At 42.2% G+C, this 16,992-nt stretch carries 19 protein-coding genes and 1 pseudogene; 7 read left to right on the forward strand and 13 right to left on the reverse strand.

What is annotated here, in order from left to right; genetic code table 11:
- Positions 1–33: 33 nt before the first annotated feature.
- Complete coding sequence (locus AOX59_RS10310; RefSeq protein WP_068448266.1) at positions 34–207, reverse strand: gamma-type small acid-soluble spore protein; 174 nt, start codon at positions 205–207, stop codon at positions 34–36.
- Between the two features lie 313 nt (positions 208–520).
- Between AOX59_RS10310 and AOX59_RS19670 the strand changes: the two genes are divergently transcribed.
- A complete protein-coding gene (locus AOX59_RS19670; RefSeq protein ID WP_156418678.1) occupies positions 521–766 on the forward strand; it encodes a hypothetical protein in 246 nt (81 codons plus the stop codon).
- A 94-nt stretch (positions 767–860) separates the two neighbouring features.
- On the opposite strand, the gene mutY is transcribed toward AOX59_RS19670, so the two are convergent.
- On the reverse strand, positions 861–1,931 hold the full coding sequence (gene mutY, locus AOX59_RS10315; protein WP_068445286.1) for an A/G-specific adenine glycosylase: 1,071 nt from the start codon (positions 1,929–1,931) through the stop codon (positions 861–863).
- A 100-nt stretch (positions 1,932–2,031) separates the two neighbouring features.
- Between mutY and AOX59_RS10320 the strand changes: the two are divergent.
- Positions 2,032–3,017: pseudogene (locus AOX59_RS10320) on the forward strand (metal-dependent hydrolase).
- Between the two features lie 61 nt (positions 3,018–3,078).
- Here AOX59_RS10320 and AOX59_RS10325 read toward each other — a convergent pair.
- The gene (locus AOX59_RS10325) at positions 3,079–3,417 is read right to left on the reverse strand and encodes a YfhH family protein (RefSeq protein WP_068445288.1); all 339 of its coding nucleotides are present in this window, start codon (positions 3,415–3,417) and stop codon (positions 3,079–3,081) included.
- Between the two features lie 219 nt (positions 3,418–3,636).
- Positions 3,637–4,455: a YitT family protein gene (locus tag AOX59_RS10330; RefSeq protein WP_068445289.1), complete on the reverse strand. Its 819-nt coding sequence runs from the start codon at positions 4,453–4,455 to the stop codon at positions 3,637–3,639.
- A 399-nt stretch (positions 4,456–4,854) separates the two neighbouring features.
- On the opposite strand from AOX59_RS10330, the gene AOX59_RS10335 reads away from it, so the two are divergent.
- Positions 4,855–5,514 (forward strand): SDR family NAD(P)-dependent oxidoreductase, encoded by a 660-nt coding sequence (locus AOX59_RS10335; RefSeq protein WP_068445291.1) that lies wholly within the window; start codon positions 4,855–4,857, stop codon positions 5,512–5,514.
- A 45-nt stretch (positions 5,515–5,559) separates the two neighbouring features.
- Here the strand turns inward: AOX59_RS10335 and recX are convergent, their stop codons facing one another.
- Positions 5,560–6,375, reverse strand: a complete 816-nt coding sequence (recX, locus tag AOX59_RS10340; RefSeq protein WP_335338738.1) for a recombination regulator RecX — start codon at positions 6,373–6,375, stop codon at positions 5,560–5,562.
- 183 nt (positions 6,376–6,558) lie between these two features.
- On the opposite strand from recX, the gene AOX59_RS10345 reads away from it, so the two are divergent.
- The 4 genes from AOX59_RS10345 to AOX59_RS10360 all read left to right on the forward strand — a co-directional run bounded on the left by AOX59_RS10345 (position 6,559) and on the right by AOX59_RS10360 (position 9,745).
- On the forward strand, positions 6,559–7,446 hold the full coding sequence (locus AOX59_RS10345; RefSeq protein WP_068445296.1) for a TIGR01777 family oxidoreductase: 888 nt from the start codon (positions 6,559–6,561) through the stop codon (positions 7,444–7,446).
- Between the two features lie 385 nt (positions 7,447–7,831).
- The gene (locus AOX59_RS10350) at positions 7,832–8,059 is read left to right on the forward strand and encodes a PLD nuclease N-terminal domain-containing protein (protein ID WP_179946399.1); all 228 of its coding nucleotides are present in this window, start codon (positions 7,832–7,834) and stop codon (positions 8,057–8,059) included.
- 1 nt (position 8,060) lies between these two features.
- Complete coding sequence (locus tag AOX59_RS10355; protein ID WP_068445300.1) at positions 8,061–8,969, forward strand: ABC transporter ATP-binding protein; 909 nt, start codon at positions 8,061–8,063, stop codon at positions 8,967–8,969.
- Positions 8,969–9,745 carry an ABC transporter permease gene (locus AOX59_RS10360; RefSeq protein ID WP_068445304.1) on the forward strand — a complete coding sequence of 259 codons (777 nt, stop codon included), beginning with the start codon at positions 8,969–8,971 and terminating at the stop codon, positions 9,743–9,745. Before AOX59_RS10355 ends, AOX59_RS10360 begins: the two co-directional genes overlap by 1 nt.
- Positions 9,746–9,988: 243 nt before the next feature.
- Here AOX59_RS10360 and AOX59_RS10365 read toward each other — a convergent pair whose 3' ends face one another.
- The 8 genes from AOX59_RS10365 to AOX59_RS20290 form a co-directional block, all read right to left on the reverse strand.
- The gene (locus tag AOX59_RS10365; RefSeq protein WP_068445306.1) at positions 9,989–10,696 is read right to left on the reverse strand and encodes a hypothetical protein; all 708 of its coding nucleotides are present in this window, start codon (positions 10,694–10,696) and stop codon (positions 9,989–9,991) included.
- A 174-nt stretch (positions 10,697–10,870) separates the two neighbouring features.
- A complete protein-coding gene (ltrA, locus tag AOX59_RS10370) occupies positions 10,871–12,754 on the reverse strand; it encodes a group II intron reverse transcriptase/maturase (protein ID WP_068445309.1) in 1,884 nt (627 codons plus the stop codon).
- Between the two features lie 711 nt (positions 12,755–13,465).
- Complete coding sequence (locus AOX59_RS10375; RefSeq protein ID WP_068445311.1) at positions 13,466–14,338, reverse strand: ABC transporter ATP-binding protein; 873 nt, start codon at positions 14,336–14,338, stop codon at positions 13,466–13,468.
- On the reverse strand, positions 14,328–14,705 hold the full coding sequence (locus tag AOX59_RS10380) for a GntR family transcriptional regulator (RefSeq protein ID WP_068445312.1): 378 nt from the start codon (positions 14,703–14,705) through the stop codon (positions 14,328–14,330). Before AOX59_RS10380 ends, AOX59_RS10375 begins: the two co-directional genes overlap by 11 nt.
- 280 nt (positions 14,706–14,985) lie before the next feature.
- Positions 14,986–15,165, reverse strand: coding sequence for a type II toxin-antitoxin system antitoxin (locus tag AOX59_RS10385; RefSeq protein WP_068445314.1), 180 nt, complete (start codon positions 15,163–15,165; stop codon positions 14,986–14,988).
- Positions 15,166–15,179: 14 nt separating this feature from the next.
- Positions 15,180–16,025 (reverse strand): SPFH domain-containing protein, encoded by an 846-nt coding sequence (locus AOX59_RS10390; RefSeq protein WP_068448270.1) that lies wholly within the window; start codon positions 16,023–16,025, stop codon positions 15,180–15,182.
- 80 nt (positions 16,026–16,105) lie between these two features.
- Positions 16,106–16,843 (reverse strand): ComEC/Rec2 family competence protein, encoded by a 738-nt coding sequence (locus AOX59_RS10395; protein WP_335338788.1) that lies wholly within the window; start codon positions 16,841–16,843, stop codon positions 16,106–16,108.
- Positions 16,807–16,974 carry a hypothetical protein gene (locus tag AOX59_RS20290; protein WP_237049245.1) on the reverse strand — a complete coding sequence of 56 codons (168 nt, stop codon included), beginning with the start codon at positions 16,972–16,974 and terminating at the stop codon, positions 16,807–16,809. The genes AOX59_RS10395 and AOX59_RS20290 overlap by 37 nt, the downstream gene beginning before the upstream one ends.
- Positions 16,975–16,992 lie beyond the last annotated feature (18 nt).

Consider the following 16,992-nt stretch of genomic DNA (forward strand, 5'->3'; position numbering starts at 1 on the left):
GCTACTATTCGTTAAAAATCGGGGGTTGCTTAGTTATTTCTTATTTTGCTTTGACTTTTGGTTCTGCTTTTTGACTTCCTGCGCATTTGTTTCTGATGCAAATTCAGTACCATACTGACCTTGACCTTGCTGGGCTTTTTGGTTCTGCTGTTTTACTTTTTGTACGTTTGTACCAGCAGAAGTTTTGTTGGGTTGTTTTTTAGCCATCATTATCACCTCCGCACTCATTACCTTTTCCATTTTATAAACCGTTATCCTTCTAAATCAGAGTAAAAATCAACTGGTTTTGATAAATAATGGAAAAAGCGACGGAAGCTTCTTCAACATTGTAAGCATGAGACATGACATTTAAATTGTCGTCCCGGATTTCACGAAGGCTCATTTCATAAAATATGTTACGCGTTAACCTTCGTATTTGATGTAAAATGCTAAACAAAATCTTGCTACATTATTTGGAAAAGCTTTCTGGAGACGCAGCTGGAATATACTCGCTTTCCGTGGGCTCACCACGAGCCTCCTAGTGAGCAAAGTTCGCTCACTGCGGGGTCTACAAGAGCTCGCTGTCCCACAGGAGTCTTCGTGTGTTTCCTCCGCTAGTGACACGTTTGATTGGAGCCGAGGCAGTCAACTCCTGCGGGAAAAACAACGGCTGAAGATCCCGCAGGACAAGGAAAGCTTCGACAGTAACACATCGCACGAAGAAAAAGTGATTTTCTTTTTCGAGGAAGCGGTTTTTGCTTCCGAGGAAGCTGAAGCGTTGCCCTAAGGTGCGCGACTTGCCCACAGCGTAAATCAACACTGTCACTGTTTCGCAATTTATGGATGTTGCGACAAAATAACAACTTTTACGAGAACAGCCTTCATGGTAAATACGGCAACATTTTTTGATGCGAAACAGGAAAAGGGTGATCTTCCATTTTCTTACAGCTCACGAACTGCAGGCGCTCATCGTCTGAAGTTTCACTGGCAGTCGTTGCAGTGACGACTTCCAGCTGCCATATGATATGCGTGAACACATGCTTCAAGTCGACCTGCTTAGCTGACAATTCAACATCTATGCCATATTCCAGCCGGAACCAATTTTCAATATGTTCCTTGCCGATTTCACCCGTCGGGACCATCGGGAATTGCCACATATTTGCCAAGAGACCATCTTCAGGCCTTTTTTCGATCACATATTCATTGTGGTTATTTTTGATTAACAAAACCGTATACGACATTTTTTTCTGTTTTTTTGCTTTCGATTTAAATGGCAGTTCGTGCACACGCCCTTCCTGAAATGCCCGGCAATGCTCCTGGACCGGACAGAACATGCACATCGGTTCTTTAGGCGTGCAGACTAATGCTCCAAGCTCCATGATGCCTTGATTGAACGATGAAGGGTCCTCATGGGAAATAAGCGCTTCAGCATAACGTTCAAATTGCTTTTTTACCTTTGGGTCTGCGATATCATCTTCTATTTTCAAGACACGCGCCAGAACACGCATGACGTTGCCATCTACTGCCGGCAGTACCTGATCAAAAGCAATCGATAAAATGGCTCCCTTTGTGTATGGCCCTATGCCTTTTAACTTCCCCAGTCGTTTCGGATCATCCGGTACTTTACCGCCATATGATTCAGCAACTTCGCGAACGGCGTTTTGTAAATTCCGTGCACGGGAATAGTAACCAAGACCTTCCCATGTTTTTAAAACTTCCTGGGGATCTGCATAAGCTAAATCATATAGCGTTGGATATTTTGACATAAACCGCTGAAAATAAGGAATAACCGTATTAACCTGCGTCTGCTGAAGCATTATCTCGGAAACCCAGACTTTATACGGATCCTGATCCTTGCGCCATGGCAGGTCACGCTTATTGTTTTGATACCAATCAATCAGTTTTTCCTGAAAGCCTTGAATGTCAAAACTCTGTAAGATTTTATCACTCATTAGATAACTTCCTTTGTGTTATAATTAAAGTAACCTATATTAAAATTACACGTGTTGATATAGATTACAACTGTACAAATCGAATATTAGGAGGAACCTTATGGACACAGGCACCCATATTGTTATGGGGTTGCAATCGGCGGGCTTGCTACACTGGATCCCGCTGTGCAAAATGATCCTGGTATGTTTGCCGCTGTGTTAGCCGGAACTGTCATAGGTTCACATGCACCGGATTTCGATACCGTATTAAAATTGCGCAACAACGCTGTTTATATACGGCATCATCGGGGCGCGACACACTCGATTCCCGCAGTTCTGATATGGGGTGTGCTAATAGCCGGTGTCATTTATGCAATCGTGCCGGGCCTCAGTTTTCTGCATTTATGGGCATGGACGGCGCTTTCCGTCATCATCCATGTTCTTGTTGATATACCGAATGCCTATGGAACACAAGCTTATCGGCCATTTACAAATAGATGGGTTGCACATGGGGTCATTAATACGTTCGATCCGTATATTTTCCTGCTCCATATTGGCGGGATAATCGCATGGCTGTTTGGAGCGAATCCGGGATATACGTTTTTGACGATTTATGCCGTTATTGCACTTTACTATGTCAAACGGTATATGGATAAACGTGACATTGTAAGGACGATTAAAGAATTTTACCCGAACACTGAGCAGATTGCAACCTCTCCAACCATTAAGCAAAATCAATGGCGTGTAGCCATTACGACAACCGATTATTTTTATGTAGGATCGGTCATCGATGGTCATATTAACATCGTTGATCAATTTGAAAAGATCCCGTTACCGGACAATCAGCTGTTTGAACTGGCGAAAAAGGATAAGAACATTGCTGCATTTTTATCCTTCTCTCCGGTTTACCGTTGGGAAGTGCACGATTTTGATGACTTTACCGAAGTACGGTTCATTGATTTGCGGTACCGGTCAAATGAACGCTATCCGTTTGTGGCCGTAGTGCAAATTGATGATAACATGCGTATTCAGACTTCTTATACCGGATGGATCTTTTCTGAACAAAAACTGCAGCATAAACTGGATATCGGTGATAATCCGGTATAACAGCAGCCAGCGCACAGCCCGGCTGTTGTTTTTTTTCAGGTTCCAGCAAACATGCTGCAGTTTACGATGCCTCTATCTTGTCCCCGAGCAGTGATATTGGTAATGCTTCTTCTTTTTCGTGCGCTTCATCCAATAAATTGACGCGATGGCCCCATGCAAACACACCGTTTATATAATTAATTTTAAATTTATAGCCAGGGTCGCCTTTCAGCTCATATACCTCATGCGGCTTGAAATCACCCGGGTTCATCATGTAAGCAATCGCCATCTGCATCTTTCGTTCGTTGATGGCCACTTCACTGATATTGCCAAACTGCTCGGCTTTTTGTGCTTTTTCCTTCAATCTGCCGACTTCCTCGCGCAGCTGATCTACTGTGTAATCACTATATCTGTAATCCATTTTGATTGCTCCCTTCTCTATCAGTTTACATTTTATCAATAGTTAAGGAAATTGAATACTCCTGTCACTTGCTCGCTACTATTACAATATGATGTTGATTTTTCATCATTTCAGGCGAAACGTCATCACTGACCTTTAGCATAGCCGAATTCAAAAAAAGCACACTTGCCTTTGCTGCAAATGCGCCATGGTAAAAATTAACTTATGCGGTTGGATTGATCATGATTTCCTGAAGTTCCCAAATACTTCACTGGTTTCACTTATACTGACAAACGCTTTCGGATCTGTATTCTTAATAAGATGCTTGACAAGTGCCAGTTCATAGCGAGTGATAACAGTATACAGCACTTTGTTTTCATTATTCGTGTAAGCGCCATAGCCATTCATGACCGTAATACCTCTGATCAAATTGCCAATAAGTTCATTTTTTAGCTCTTCACCTTTCGTTGTGACAACCATCAGACTTAATTTTATATGACGGGTATGAATACGGTCGATTACAACACCTGTAATATAAATAGAGGCCATCGTCAATAATGCCAAATTCCAGGAAAACACAAACCCTGATATAAACACGACAGTACTATTGATGCCAAAAATCAATGCACCAAGCGGGATATCATGTTTTTGAGTAACAACGAGCCCTATAATATCAGCGCCCCCAGTGGATCCGTTCAATCGGACAATGAGACCAATCCCAACACCTGTAATGATACCTCCGAATACCGCTGACAATAACGGATCTGCTGCTACCTGCAATATCGGGATATACTGCATCGACATAGATGTGATAAAGACAGAAAGGACACTGTTCCATATAAATTCCTTCCCCAGCCTCATTAATCCAATAAGAAATACAGGAATGTTTAAAACAACAAGCCAGATACCTGAGTTCAATGGGGAAACAAGCCCCAAAATCATAGCAAGACCTGTTACACCGCCTGATAATACCTCATGCGGAAGCAGAAACATATTAAAGGCAAATCCTAAAATAATCGAAGCAGCAAACAGAACAGCATATTTATAAACATGATACATTGACATGACCCCCAATCAGGCATTCTAAAGCGAAACTTCATTCAGTGAAGTGTTTTTCTTCACTGAATGTTAGTTAAGCAGAATCGGACATTTACGGACAGTTAAACGCCGTTCTTGGGCGGGTTACTGTCCGTTACATGCGGGATAAAAACACCTAACGAATTTTAGGGGTCATACAGCAAAAAGTCAATATCTTTCTTAACATTGATTTTGTTTTTTGTTTCAACAAATCTTATAACGGGAACAAGTCAGTTCTCTATGGGGGCATTTCCAAAAATAGTATAATTATATCGAAGGTTCATGATATCCTTGTGCTAAAGACATTTCAGAAGAATACCCATGCTGAGGAGGCATTCTCTATAGCAGAGAAAATTACGTTATTATTTGGAGGGATACAGAATGTCTACGGTTGCCATTACCGGTGCGGGTAGCGGCCTTGGCCGTGCACTGGCACTGAAATATGCCAAAAATGATTATAAAGTGTTTTTACTGGGACGCGATGACACGAAACTTCATCTTGTCCAGAAAGAAATTCAACAAAAGGGAGGTCATGCAGAAGTAATCTTATGCGACGTGCAGGAGCCCGCTTCAGTGAGCATTGCTTTTCAGCAAATCGGCGAACTGGATGTTTTCATTAATAATGCAGGCGTCGGAATTTTTGGTCCGCTGGAAGATTACACAAGCGAAGATATCGACAAAACACTCAACACCAATGTTAAAGGTGCCATTCTGACCGTTCAGTCTGCACTTCCCCTTATCCGTAAAAATAGCGGACGAATTTTGACGATTATTTCAACGGCCGGTCTGCGCGGCAAAGTGCATGAATCCATTTATTCTGCCAGCAAATTTGCAGTAAAAGGGCTTACGGAAAGTCTGCAAAAAGAATGGAAAGATGACCCTATCGCTATCACTGCCGTTTACATGGGCGGTATGAACACCCCGTTTTGGGATAAATCATCCCATGTCGAAGATCCTTCCGTTCTGAAAGGGCCAGAAGGTGTGGCTGAACAGATTTTCAATGAAGACGACGGCCGCAGCGAAATTGTGATTGACCAGTAAGAGCCTTTTTCAATAAGCAAGCGTCGGATGTTATATTGAGCAGTCTTATTGTTCCATGTACTCGTCTAAAAACGTATTGATTAAATCAATTGTGAAGCCTTTGCGATACAGGGCTTCTTTTACTTTTTGGCTGAGCTGAAAGCCACTGTATTTCTGCCGATGTTTGTGCAGCAGTTTTTCACCCTGTTTAACAAGCGCTTCCCATTCCGCATCGTCATCTTTTTGGTTCTGAAGCTCTGATGTCACTTCCTTAACCACATCACCTGTAAAGCCTTTTTGCATCAGCGTTCCCTGCATTTTCTGGACCTGCTGGCGAAATGACTTTTTGCTGTTTGAACGAAGGTTTTTCTCGGCGAGTTTCAATGCTTTTTCAAATTGGACATCAAATGAATAAATAGCCACAGCTTCACTGGCCAGCTCCTCAGCTACGCCTTTTTGCAGCAGTTCCTGTCTGACGAGAATCGGACCTTTGCTTGACGTATTCATGCGCGTCCGCACAAAGCTACGGGCAAATTCCCGGTCATCTGTAAGTCCTTCTTCATTAAGCTTTTTCATTATTTGTGAAATATGTTCCTCATCCACTTCTTTTTGAACAAGATAATCACGCATTTCTTTTTTTGTGCGCATCCGGTAGCTTAAATAATTGATGGCAAGGGTATAGTGTTTATGAAGTGTATCTTTCTGGATGAGAACGGTCACGGTGCTGTCGTCCAGCTCCATCTGTTTGCGCAGCCGATATTCAACTAATATCGATTCATCGACACTGAACCCATACTTTTCCCCACCTCCGTCATCCAGAAAAATATTGTAGCGATCTTTATGTTTCTTTTGTGTTGTGATCCGGGTGATTTTAGGCATCATCTTCCCTCCCTTTTCAAACTATTATATCATGTAAAGGACTGGAAAAATCAGTACACCAAAAGAAAAATATTTACTGACAGTTGATCCCTCTCCTAATCTTCATCGTATACGCGTACATTTGGGCTGGGGGTCATACTGCCAGTTGCATGCAGGATAAAACTTAAAGTGATCGGAGTGACTGGAATGAATATCATGATAACCGGCGGAACCGGATTTGTTGGTACTCACCTGACAAAGGAACTCACTGAAAAAGGGCATCACGTGTACGTACTAACCCGCTCACCTGAGAAGCGTACAGACACCAATCATATCGCATACATCGGCTATGACCATCCGGTTAAAGATCTGCCGAGAATTCATGCGGTCATTAACCTTGCCGGCGACTCACTGTTCGGTTATTGGACCAGAAAGAAAAAGAAAGTCATCCGCACTAGCCGGATTAACACCACGCAAAAGGTCATCAGGATGATGGAACAAATGGAAACTAAACCGGATGTATTCATCAGCGGTTCAGCCGTCGGTTTTTACGGAACGTCAGAAGAACTCATATTCACAGAACAAACCATAAACCCCGGAGATGACTTCCTGGCCGATGTTGTTGTGGATTGGGAACAGACGGCAAAACAGGCGGAACAGCTTGGCATTCGAACTGTTTATACACGATTTGGTGTCATTTTGGGACAAGTTGGTGCGCTGCCTCTGATGAAACTTCCGGTTAAAATGTTTGCAGGCGGCAGGATTGGAAACGGTGAGCAGTGGGTTTCCTGGGTTCATATAAAAGATGTTGTCGGTCTAATACATTTTTGCATGTTTAACGAACAAATCAACGGACCCGTCAATGTGACCGCACCCAATCCGAAACGGAATAAAGATTTCACCCGTGTGCTTGCCGATATCCTTAACCGCCCCTTCTGGCTCCCGGCCCCAGCCTTTATGGTCTGGACAGCTATCGGGGAGATGAGCTTATTAATCGAAAAAGGGCAGTATGTTTTGCCGAAAAAAGCCAAAGACTTTCATTATCCGTTTTCCTATCCGGATCTCAAAGAGGCACTTGATGAAACAGAACGATAGATGCGATCTTTATGGCAGGATAAGCCAAAAAGGAAATTGCAGTTAAGATGGCGATTTCCTTTTGTTTATCCACAGAAAATCATCCTGTGTTGATAACTCGCTGAAATCCTTCCACAAAAAGGTCAGTTATTCACACCGGTCCAGTGGATAACTTTACAACCTTGTGTGGATAGTGTGTATAAACCTGTTGATTACTTTAGTTGAGCTGTTCATGCTGTTGAAAGTTTTGTGGATATCAATTAGCTCGTAAACACAACTCAAGGCATTATTCCCCCCTTGATTATTTCAAAACATCCGAGGGAAAGCTTATCAACTCCTGTCTTAAGAATCCCCGCGAGAGCAACGATTCAAATTTAAATACAAGATAAAGAAACTTTCTAAGCTCATGATTGGAGTGCTCATATTGGATGTCATCGATCTTTTAAGCAAAATCAACTGGGGTGTAATAGCACCATTGATCGTTATTCAATTCATTTTGCTGATTGTTGCGGCTATAGACCTTATCCGTGCGGAAAAAACAAATGGGCCAAAGTGGATGTGGATTCTGGTCATTATTTTGATTAACTTTGTTGGACCGGTTCTTTATTTTATTTTTGGAAGGAGAAACGACTAAAATGATCTTGCTAAGCGCAGACAATTTAACCAAAATTTATGACCGCCAACCTGTAGTCGACAGAGTCAGCTTCAAGTTTGAATCCGGTAAATGCATCGCCCTGATTGGTCCAAATGGTGCCGGTAAAACAACAACACTCAGAACGCTTTCAGGATTAATTAAGCCGACAAGCGGAACCATTACATTTGCTGGTAAGAAACAAAATGCTGATAATCGGGAATCAATTGGCTATTTGCCGCAGCACCCTGTCTTTTTTAAATGGATGAGTGGGAAAGAGTTCCTTGTCTATGTCGGCCGTCTTGCTCATTTATCCAAACAGAAATCCGTTAAACGAGCGGAAAAACTGCTTGAGCGTGTCGGCCTTTCAGAATCCGCTAATAAAAGAATCGGCAAATATTCCGGCGGCATGAAACAGCGGCTCGGCATTGCTCAGGCGATGATTCACCAGCCAAAGCTGCTGATGCTTGATGAACCGGTATCCTCACTCGATCCGATTGGCAGACGGGAAGTACTGACATTAATGGAAGAGCTGAAAAACGATATAACGATTTTATTTTCGACACATATTTTAAGTGATGCGGACGAAGTGAGTGATGAATTACTGCTCCTGCATGAAGGCAGAATCATGGAATCAGGATCAATGACTGACCTTCGGGAAAGATATCAAACTGCCAAAATTGAACTCAGTTTTGAAGGGGATTTAATCGTCTACAGGGAAAAGCTAAACGCCCTTAAGCATGTCACAAATTCGTGGATCGACCGCGGGTATCTTCATGTGACCGTCAGCGATATGACAGCAGCCCGGCATGATATTTTAGCAGCCGCTTCAGCTGAAGAATGGGCACTTACATCTTTCAGCATCAACCGGACTTCTCTTGAAGATATGTTCATGAAGGCGGTGAAGAGCTGATGCAATGGTGGGTGCTTTTTCATAAAGAATTAGTAGAAAACGTTCGCAATGTGAAATGGATCTGGGTCCCGCTGGTTATGATACTGATTGCTGTCATGGACCCGCTGACTAACTATTACTTGCCGCAAATTATTGAAGCAACAGGCGGGCTGCCGGATGGAACACAAATTGACCTGCCGGAATATCAGCCGAGTGACGTCGTTATGTTGAGTCTCGGTCAATTCAACACGATTGGCGTGGCAATCATTGCTCTTATATCAATGGGGACCATTGCCGGTGAGCGTAAAAGCGGCGTGTCGGAACTGGTTCTTGTTAAGCCCGTTTCCTATACGAATTACATTACAGCCAAATGGGCTTCAACTGCCTGTTTGATACTGGTTTCCTTTGCGCTTGGCATGCTTGCCAGCTGGTATTATATCAATTTGTTATTCGGTGAATTATCGTTTGGTGCACTACTGCAGGTACTGTTTTTTTACGGATTATGGTTCATGCTTGTTGTGTCACTGTCGATTTTTTACAATGCCATATTCAAAATACCAGGACTGATTGCATTCTTGACAATCGCAACAGTTGGACTCATCAGTATAGTGACATCAGTTTTTTCCCATGTCCTTGAATGGAGCCCCAGCCGCATCTCCCCATATATTCAGCAAATGGTGATTACGGGCAATGCTCCATCAGACTTAACCTGTGCGGCTATCGTGACAGGCATCATGATTGGATTGCTGTTAATCGCCTCAGTCATGATATTCAGGAAAAAGGAAATGGCAAGTTAAAAGGAGGTTGGGGCAAAGGCGCTTTATTTAAAAAATCCGAATTAACTAGATATGGCTGGTACATACAACCCGCTCCGGAAAAATACTCCGCTTTCCGCGGGCGGCTGGTGAGCCTCCTCGTGCTGGCGCACTGCGGGGTCTCACCTATGCCTATGCTCCCGCAGGAGTCTTCGCATATTTCCTCCGCTCAAGTAGCATATTGTTCGTCTTTAAAGTTGGCCGTTTTAATTATGTCCAACCCTTCTATTTCACTTTAACGGTTGTAATTCGCCGCAAAAACAAGAAGGATATACCATAAATCACCACTCCAATACCGAACAGCTGATAAAAGAATATAAGGTCAATGCCGGTAAATACATCAACAACGAAATCAATGAGCCATCCCTGTGCGATGCCTAACAGACTGATAAGGAGCAGTACACCAAGGAAGCTCCCTCCGCCGGCTATGCCATATTTATAGAACAACAAGCCTATCATGAACATAGCTGCCAGGAAGAAAAACATGATGGCTGTATCAATGACAATGCGTGTATACCATGTGCCATCCAGGAAATAAGCCGGGTGAAGAAATAAAAAGAAGTCGACTCCTGTTGCGTTCATTAACGCCATGACAAGCTCCTGCAGACCAGCCGCAGCAATAGCCATGGCCAGAGAGAGCATAAGAAAAAATCCACCTGATCCGACAAAAATATTTTTGCGTGTGGCACTCATCTTGATTAAAAATGGTACTGAATCTTTAACCGTCAGGAATCCCAAAATAGCGCAGTAAACATACATTGGCCCTGTCAGGCTGAACGTAAAAAGTGTCACCTCATTATCCAAACCTGCCAGAAAGTAAGTGAATGCCAGTGAAACAACCAATATAGACAGTAAAATCGTCCAGAAAATTGTGAGTGAGTAACGCAAATCTGATCCGAAAAAATAAAGCAATTCTTTTATTTGTCTTCCCATTGGCTAATAGCGATAGGTAAGTTTTTGAAGTTATCTTCAACTTTTCCCCCGCTCCACACCATACGAGCGGCTTTCACCGCATACGGCGTTCCATCAACACTTAAAGATTTGTGTGCTCCTAAGTCTGACAACTTACCATGTATTCATCATCATTCAAATTATTTTAGATATTGATTATTGTTTAATTTTCTTGTTTCCCACTGACTTACGCAACTTGTTAAGCTTATGAAGCTGCTGTTCATTAAGCTTTAATATCGCTAGATATTCATTGATAGTATCGGTTCTTATTGCATGTATAAGCGCATGTGCTTCGGGTTTTATGAGCGTCAAGTTGTTATAGCTGTCATCATGTGTTAGGTGGTACGGTTTTTTATGATGACAGTGCATATCAGTTATTTCTAATTCCTCTTCTGTTACGGAGCACCTACCATATTGCGCGACATACAAGGAAATCCTGTTATCATTAAATTCGACCGTTGCACGGTCATTTATTACAGGGTGTTCTCGTAGCCATTGAAGTGAAGCTTCGGACACAGCCTTTTGATTGTCATGAATTAGTTTTCTACCTTGTGAGGTATATTTATTAATGTATGTTTTAGGGTACATAGGCTTTCGGTGCCGTACGTAACTCACAGGAATTATGGGTCTACCGAGCAGGTATCTCATATTCTTCGAATTTGTGTATCTGACTATACCTTTATCCTTTCCGGTATATTTTCCAGTTTTAGATAGTCCAGAATTTATCAATCGGGTATTCATTGTTAAAAGCACTGGGTAGTGAATTTTCTTGAAATCCTTATTGACATGTGTGGCTATCCTATAGTAGTTGTGCATTCCTATAACTTTACTATTGTACTTGCCAATTGCTCTAATCCCGTCAGCACGTCTAGGAGCTTTCTGAATCTGTATTATTTGTGCTTTTAGTTCCTGTTTCATTCGATTAATAGCTTTGGTGCATATATGGGAATGCATAACATAGCGATTTTTGCCTTTTCTTTCTAACTTTAGTGAGAAACCTAAAAACTCGCTTTCTTCTTTACGAAGGTAAGTGATCTTGGACTTCTCCTCCGATATTGGCAAACGTAAACGTTCTTCTAACCACTGCTTACAAGCATGATATAGTTTTTCTGCTGTTTTTCTATCCGGGCAGAAAACCTTGAAATCATCACCATATCTTACGAAATAGCATTCCTTAAGATTAGTATGTGAGCGCATTTTTTTATGGTGATTTCCCATGTGTTCAGTCCCATTGGAATTGTATTGGGTTTTTATCTCCGACATTCTTCGATTTTCCCATTGATTCGCTATCCACCAATCGAACTCATTGAGATTTACGTTAGCAAGTAATGGCGATAAAATACCGCCTTGCATCGTTCCTTTCGTCGGTGTGAATACTTTTCCATTTGGAAATTGTATCGGCGACTCCAACATTTTCCTGATAATGACTAGGACTTGTTTATCTCGTATTCCCATAGCCCAGAGCTGCCTAATTAGTTTTGAATGCCATACTTCATCGAAGAATCCTTTGATATCTATATCGACCACATATTGCATTTTGATGATATTCATCTTCTTTGCACAGTCGGCTATTGCGTGTTCCGTTGATTTATTTGGTCTGAAACCGTGACTATGTGAGTTGAATTTTGCTTCACATATTGGCTCTAAAACCTGTAAGAAACATTGTTGTGCTATTCTGTCCCATATAGACGGAATACCCAGTGGGCGTTTCTTACCGTTTGGTTTCGGTATTTCTACTCGTTTAACCTTTCTTGGTTTATAACACGCAAACCTTCTTTTCACGATGTTTAGAAATTCATCAGTGTCCAGTATCTCAATATCTTTAATTGTTTTACCATCTACACCTGTTGTTGTACTTCCGCCATTTCGTTTTATATTTCTATATGCCAAAAGAATATTGTTATCAGATGTAATGATTTTCATGAGTGATTTGAAATTTTGGTTTTCGACACTTCTTTGATAGAGTTTATCGTACACTTCTTGCATACCGTAGTATTCCGAATGTCTGAGTTTTCTATCTTTGTGTCTAATGTTGTCCATAGTTCGTCACCCCCTTAGAAGTTCCTGGTTGTGACCTTTTGGTCTTACGGGAAATCTATGGTAATGACTTAGGTTTCTTTTCTTTATAATGTTGACTTGTGACTGTTGCTCTACTTCCATTACAGAAGTTTCAAAGCTCATGTCACTACTTTCATCAAGATTAAACTAGGTTATTAATAATTCTTAGTTCCCTAGTAACGCTTCATTGTCTGTGTAAACTCCACGTTCTTGACTTCCCACGTTCCCTTAGTTCTATCAATGCTATGGTTTAGGTGCTGACTTTTGCCCTGTACCACTTCAAGTGCCTATAACACTCCACGGAGTTTCATAAAAACAATTCTTACTCCACCGCATGATACAATAGAATAACCTTCTTATTTCAAGGCTCTACCCGACACATTTCTATGCCTTAGGCGTTTAGGACAGTACATTCGCCAGTTCGTCAGTGCTTCTGCACATTCTCACCATGCCAAGCTTTTTACGACTTCCGGCATATAATCTATGGACGATGCCTCCACCGCCCTTTCGGTTGGTGTTACCACTACTACGATAAATTTCTGCCGTCTTCACCGAGCTTCATACCACTTTCGATTACACATATCTACTTGTCGCATGTCGGAGTATTAAAGGGGCGTTTCAAGGCGTTACCCTATCATTCCACCTCTCGAACTAAGAGTTCTCCACTAAAATTTGTTAGTGTGTCTAGTCTTTTCAACTAGCAACGTGTCGCGCTGCTCCCTCCTTCTCTGTCAAATAAATCATCAATTCCTGAATTGGTATGCTCTCAACCGTCAACCCGGCTGACTCCGCCTGCACCATATTTCCGAAGACATACGCTGTCATCATGCCGGCAAGCTGCTTACTCTGGAAAACTTCCTTATCGCTGGTAAATTGTTCAACATCCTGTATAGGACCTGATACTGCATAAGCGTGCTCACGCAGCGTGTCAGCTTCTTCCTGCAAGACCAGTTTTCCTTCCTGCAGTATAAGCACTTCTTCAAACATGAGACTGACTTCATCAATTAAGTGGGTTGAGAAGATAATTGTCCGCTTCTCCGCTTCATATTCTTCGAGTAAAATATCGTAAAACTTCTTGCGGGCGGCAGCATCAAGTCCGATATAGGGCTCATCAAAGATCGTAATCGGCGCCTTGCTTGCCAGCCCGACGATAATGCCGAGAGCTGAAGCCATGCCTTTCGATAATGTTTTAACTTTGGCATTCAGACTCAGATTATATTCGCGTATCAATTCATCTGCCAACTTCTGGTCCCATGTCGGATAAAAATAAGCATAAATTTTGAGGACATTTTTAACCTTTAAATCCTTTTTAAAATTATCGCCTTCTTTGATCAGACAAATGGACTCCGTCAGCCGCTGATTATCAAACGGTTTTTCCCCGTCAACCAGAATCTCGCCCTCGGAGGCTAAAATGTGCCCCGATAAAATTTCCATGAACGTGGTCTTCCCTGCGCCATTTCGTCCCAGAAGACCGTAAATTTTTGGCTCTGATAACGCAAACGAAACATCATCCAGTGCTTTCGTATCTTTATATGCTTTCGATACATGATTAACCTCAATTTTCATGATGGTTCTCCTCCCTGTTCACCATTTCCAATAACTCACTTTTATTGATTTTTAATTTGGTTGCCTCATCCTTTAATGGCAGGACATAATGTTCATAAAACGTCTGTTTGCGCTTCCCGATTAAAATTGTTTCGGCATCTTCAGTCACAAACATCCCGACACCCCTCCGTTTCACTAGGATACCTTCATCCACCAGCTCATTGGTCCCTTTCGCTGCAGTCGCCGGGTTAATCCGATAGTACTTGGCAAATTCATTTGTGGACGGAACACGCTCGCCCGGCTTGATTGTTCCATTGATGATCGCATCTTCCAGATACTCTTTGATCTGCTGAAAAATAGGTTTATTTTCATCCAACTGCAATTTCATAATGAGGCTCCTTAGTTATTCGGTTAATTACTTATGTAACTAACCATATAACTATTTTATACGTTTGTCAATAATTTTTTGAAAAAATAAAGCAGGGAAAAGGAGCAGTCTTTGTGAACTTTGTCATTTCAAAACAAAATCGAGCATTTATGGACAGTTAGCCGTTGTTCTTCGCCAGTTAGCAACCGTTACATGCGGGAGAAAAGTTCACATTTTTTAATGCAGCGTGGATAAGCGTCCATTAAAATAGCTCCGCACCTTATAAAAGTGCGGAGCCTAACTAGTCTTCCCCTATTTTTTTATCTTGTGATTTGGGCAGGCGGCCTGCTCTTTTAGCTGATTCGCGAAGCAAAAATTCCACGTGACTGTTGACACTCCGAAATTCATCTTTAGCCCAGACTTGAAGGATCTCATACAATTTCGGGTCGATCCTTAATGGGAAATTCTTTTTTTTAGCCATCGAACCCCTTCTTTTTATTGATAAAGTGAACCGGTGTTAATGACCGGCTGTGAGCCATTTTCCGAAACAATCGATACCATCAGATTGTTGACCATGGTAGCACGCCGCTCTTCGTCCAGTTCGACGGTGCCATCTTTTTCCAGCTGAGCAATCGCTTCCTCTACCATTCCTACAGCACCTTCCACAATTTGTTTACGGGCAGCAATAATGGCGCTCGCCTGCTGACGCTGAAGCATCGCCTGGGCAACTTCAGTTGAATAGGCAAGATGGGTCAGGCGCGTTTCAAGTACTTCAACACCCGCAACCGTCAGCCGTTCCTGAAGATCCTTGGCAAGCTGCGCAGATACTTCTTCTGCATTGCCGCGCAGTGTCATTTCATCTTCTGTAAATGTGTCATAAGGATATTGCGTTGCGACCGCACGAATGGCTGTTTCACTCTGGATTTCCACATATTTTTCATAGCGGTCCACTTCAAAAACCGCCTTTGCTGCATCCACTACCCTGAACACAATAACAGCCGCAATTTCAATCGGATTACCATTCACATCGTTCACTTTCAGCTGGCTGCTGTTAAAGTTGCGGACACGCAAAGACACCATCCGTCTCATTGAAAATGGAACGGTAACAGCAATCCCTTCTTTACGGATGCTGCCCATATATTTTCCAAGAAAAGTCACAACCGCTGCCTGGTTCGGCTGGACAAGCGTAATTCCGCTTCCCAATGCAATTGCGATCACCAACGCAATTCCGCCAATGACAAACTGTGCTTCAAGAAAGCTCATCACTGTCACGGCTACCAGTATGGCAATTGCAAGAATACCGACATACCCATTCATCATCCACGCGTCTTTTTCACGAATCACGTTCATACACACACCTTCCCCACATTATTTTAAAATCATATTATTATGATATCATAATTGTTTATTTCTGTAAATTATTATCCTGCCTTTAAACTGCTTAGCGGATTATTTTCATGATAAATGACAAAGCCATTACCATCTGTCCGAACTGTGATATCACCAAAGGCCGCCGTGGGGTATATCGCCGCACTCACTTTGTTAAGGTTCTCCATAACACGGTCAACCGGATGGCCGAACTCATTTTTCTTCCCGTAGGTTAAAATAGCTGCATTCGGGCTAACCTTGCGTAAAAATTCAAGAGATGTACTTGTGCGTGACCCATGGTGTGCAATTTTAACGATTTCCGAATTCAGATTATGCTTTTCGATCAGTTTTTTTTCCTGCTTCTTTTTAACATCGCTCATCAGCAAAAAATCCATTTTGTTAAATGTTATTTTAAGAACAATGGATGATTCATTATTTGATTCGGAGCTGCTGTACGTATTTAAAATTCGCACCTTTAATAAAGGATCGATCTGTAAAAGACTATTGCTCTCAGCAATTTCAATTGGTATTTGCCGCTTCATAACCTGGCTGATGTAGCGGGCGTATGTTTTGGTCGAATGAATTTTACCGGTGTCTACAATTCTCTGAACATCGACAGATTTCATAACTTCCAGAAGACCGCCAATGTGATCGATATCCGGGTGTGTCGCGATCATTAAATCCAGCTTCTTTATATCCTGCTCTTCCAGAAATGAAGTGACTTTTTCCCCTGCTTGAGGCGGTCCGCCATCAATTAGAATGTTTTTATCAGTTGGCGTCTGGACAAGTATGCTGTCCCCTGACCAACATCGATAAAATGAACCTCCATGTCAGACTCTTGCTCGGCATGATAAACGCCTGGCGCGATTATCAATACGGACATGATGACAGATATAACCCATATAGCTTTTTGCCGTTGCATGATAAACATCCCTTTATC

The organism is Lentibacillus amyloliquefaciens (assembly GCF_001307805.1).
Lineage (GTDB): Bacteria > Bacillota > Bacilli > Bacillales > Amphibacillaceae > Lentibacillus > Lentibacillus amyloliquefaciens.